The sequence below is a fragment of the Cognatundibacterium jejuense genome, assembly GCF_014284255.1.
In the GTDB taxonomy this organism is placed as follows: domain Bacteria; phylum Pseudomonadota; class Gammaproteobacteria; order Burkholderiales; family Burkholderiaceae_D; genus Undibacterium; species Undibacterium jejuense.
Genome location: NZ_JACOFV010000036.1, coordinates 1 through 2,535, shown reverse-complemented (window position 1 = coordinate 2,535; position 2,535 = coordinate 1). Strand labels below are relative to the sequence as shown.

The 2,535-nt window shown below is 41.9% G+C and carries 6 protein-coding genes; all 6 read right to left on the bottom strand.

Annotated elements, in window-relative coordinates; translation table 11 throughout:
* Positions 1 to 111 precede the first annotated feature (111 nt).
* Positions 112 to 396 (bottom strand): hypothetical protein, encoded by a 285-nt coding sequence (locus H8K32_RS19850; protein ID WP_186914349.1) that lies wholly within the window; start codon positions 394 to 396, stop codon positions 112 to 114.
* Positions 393 to 722, bottom strand: a complete 330-nt coding sequence (locus H8K32_RS19845; RefSeq protein WP_186914346.1) for a hypothetical protein — start codon at positions 720 to 722, stop codon at positions 393 to 395. Before H8K32_RS19845 ends, H8K32_RS19850 begins: the two co-directional genes overlap by 4 nt.
* A gap of 61 nt (positions 723 to 783) precedes the next feature.
* Positions 784 to 1,224, bottom strand: a complete 441-nt coding sequence (locus tag H8K32_RS19840) for a hypothetical protein (RefSeq protein WP_186914344.1) — start codon at positions 1,222 to 1,224, stop codon at positions 784 to 786.
* Positions 1,221 to 1,430 (bottom strand): helix-turn-helix transcriptional regulator, encoded by a 210-nt coding sequence (locus H8K32_RS19835; protein ID WP_186914342.1) that lies wholly within the window; start codon positions 1,428 to 1,430, stop codon positions 1,221 to 1,223. The genes H8K32_RS19840 and H8K32_RS19835 overlap by 4 nt, the downstream gene beginning before the upstream one ends.
* A 116-nt stretch (positions 1,431 to 1,546) precedes the next feature.
* Positions 1,547 to 2,302: a hypothetical protein gene (locus H8K32_RS19830; protein ID WP_186914340.1), complete on the bottom strand. Its 756-nt coding sequence runs from the start codon at positions 2,300 to 2,302 to the stop codon at positions 1,547 to 1,549.
* The coding region (locus H8K32_RS19825) for a 50S ribosome-binding protein YggL (RefSeq protein ID WP_186914338.1) at positions 2,295 to 2,535 on the bottom strand (241 nt) is incomplete at its 5' end. The genes H8K32_RS19830 and H8K32_RS19825, both read right to left, overlap by 8 nt.

The window sequence follows — 2,535 nt, the reverse complement described above, 5'->3', positions numbered from 1 at the left end:
CTTTAACCATCGCCAGCAATTGAAAATGATGACCTGCTTCCATTGCACGGTAAGCTTGTATCAGCTCAATTTCTGTTTCGGATAATGGGGGGAAAGACGTGTTAATTCCAGTCATGGCAGACTCCTTCGGTGTATGGTTAAACCGTTCCCACTTTTTCCAAGAAGGGGGGCGGCAAATAGCAGGTTGGAAACTGGTACACCAAAGGAAACCAGCAGGCCGAAGCCTCCCACTATCGCCGCCCATAGAAGACGCGCGACAGCATACACACGTAAAAAAGCCGCATTGCGCGGCCAGTGCGCTTTGATGTATTTCAGGTTTCCACGCCTGTTCCCTTTTTTTTCAGGGACGTGCACAGCATAATACTTGTGCGATTGGATGGCAAGCAGCAAGTTCATATTGGTGCGCCAATCGAATGAATACCTTTTACGTTTTGCTCTGTAACCCAATCAGAAACATTCAAGCAATAACCACCATTCTGCGGAGTAAAAACTATGCCGTTCGGCGTTAAAACGGCAATCTTTTCAGTCACAAGACCATGTAGAGTGATTGGATATTGCTGATATGTATCAGACTCTAAAGCCCATCCGATGATCGGGTGATATACGAGCCGAGGAATAACACCATCACTTACTTCCAACTCCAAAAAATAATAACTTGCATCAGCTTTAATTTCGTTGAAAAATTCCATTTCGATACCACTACGAATTAACTTACGTGTCATGTTTCACCTCAAATAATTTTTTTCAGGCCTTGCACAAGCCCAGAGAGACGCTGCTTTATTCTCAATAATCTGCCCAACTCTGCGGCACTCTAAAGCCACCGATGACAGCAAAAGGGGTTGGATTAGGTTCATCATGACAAATAGACAGATGCACTTCGTTAAGCCGTAATTTCCCTTCGTGCAAAAATAAAATGAGCCACGAACGGCCAAGATAAGAGAACCTAATTTGATATTGTTGGCGATGCATATCCTCAGGAGTGAGAGTCATTAAATGAGACTTGCAGGCCGCGAAAAGTTCGTGCATTAAAGGGTAAGCATCTGGCGTTAGTTGAATCACACCAAGAAGGCGCTTATTAATTTTGTAGCGCTCGTACTCAGCCATAAATTTACAGTTACGCACTTCTTCTGATTTTATTTTTTCGGTCAACTCATGGTCATTGGTTGACGTAGACGCGGTTGTAGCATAGCAACTCTGCAATACTTTTGATTGATCTTGGCTCATTTGTCGCCACTCTGAGTCAATTTTTGAATGTATTCATCAATGTCAGATTCAAGCCACGCTACAGAGCGCAAACCAAGACGAATAGAAGCCGGAAAATTTCCAGCTCTAATTCGTCTGTAAAGCTCAGTTTTTGAAAATGGGACTTTGTTTAAGACACTTGGTAGTCTTAAAAGACGTTTGGAGTCTTGATGTGATTGCACTGTCATATTCACCTTTATTGGCTTTTGTTGTGCCTTCTCGGGTTTGAGCGGCACTCAACAAGGTGAATGATCTAATTTCGCGTAAAAATCAGCGAGCCGGTTAACCGAAATATATCTTTCAGTTAACTCGACTTTTTAATTATTGCCATATCTTCAGTAAAAGATTTATCAACTCCCTCCATCAAGTCGACACATCTTTTTGTGAGTTCCGGTGAAAGTGTAAGATTGATTGTTGAACCCAACTCCACAACGAATTTAGCAAACCAACCTGTTTTCGATCTAGGCGGATATTTACCATTCTGTTGCTTCCATTGACTCGCTAATTCAGTAACAATACAGTCGTTTAAATGATTCTCTGGGCGGTAACTTACATCAACATGAATTCTATTTGCGGCTACCATCAAGACTCTTTGAGAATCATCCAAATGCAGCCAAGTGCGAGTAAGTAGCGAACCAATATGTGCTCCATATTCGTCCTTTAACCATAGATCAAAGGGCGGATTGGTCAAATATCTAGCATTCTGAAAAGACAAATCAGAATGCGTGAGTGGTTCGCCCTCCAATTTGGTTAATTGTCCTTTCAGTTTTTTTATCGAATCCACCACTTCATTTAATTGCGCTCTCTGCTCCTTTGGGGTTGGCCTATTCTTGGTATTTTCATTTCTCAATTTCCAGAAATTTAAAGCAGTATTCGCCGTATCTAGAAGTGCATTTTTTTCATCGTCACTAAAATTTCTAGGCCAGATGTGCTCTTTTGATTCAAGCAAAAACTTCCTGTTTTCCGGTGTTAGAACTTCATCTATCCATATACTACCCATCGTAGTGTCCCACTCAGGAACGTCATCATCTGTGATCGCAGTTTGCTTATATTTATCCATTACCTTTAACCAATAATGAAGGCTCAAGTTCACTGCCCAATTTTGCGTCACGCAGAGGACTCGCTTGTAAATTTACGATTTGGGGTTGCTTACCTAACCATTCAAGAATTGCTGATCTTTGCGCCTCAGTCACAGAGGCTCTCTTTTTTTCGGCCATTACGTAGCACCAAAAATCCTCACCAAATGTGGCTACACTAAGTGCGCAATTTGCCTCGATAGCGGAATCAATTATT

Bases quoted from the DNA above. Each gene is read 5' to 3' on its own strand.
- H8K32_RS19835 (WP_186914342.1), bottom strand. From the start codon at position 1,430: ATGACAGTGCAATCACATCAAGACTCCAAACGTCTTTTAAGACTACCA.
- H8K32_RS19840 (WP_186914344.1), bottom strand. From the start codon at position 1,224: ATGAGCCAAGATCAATCAAAAGTATTGCAGAGTTGCTATGCTACAACC.
- H8K32_RS19850 (WP_186914349.1), bottom strand. From the start codon at position 396: ATGAACTTGCTGCTTGCCATCCAATCGCACAAGTATTATGCTGTGCAC.
- H8K32_RS19845 (WP_186914346.1), bottom strand. From the start codon at position 722: ATGACACGTAAGTTAATTCGTAGTGGTATCGAAATGGAATTTTTCAAC.
- H8K32_RS19830 (WP_186914340.1), bottom strand. From the start codon at position 2,302: ATGGATAAATATAAGCAAACTGCGATCACAGATGATGACGTTCCTGAG.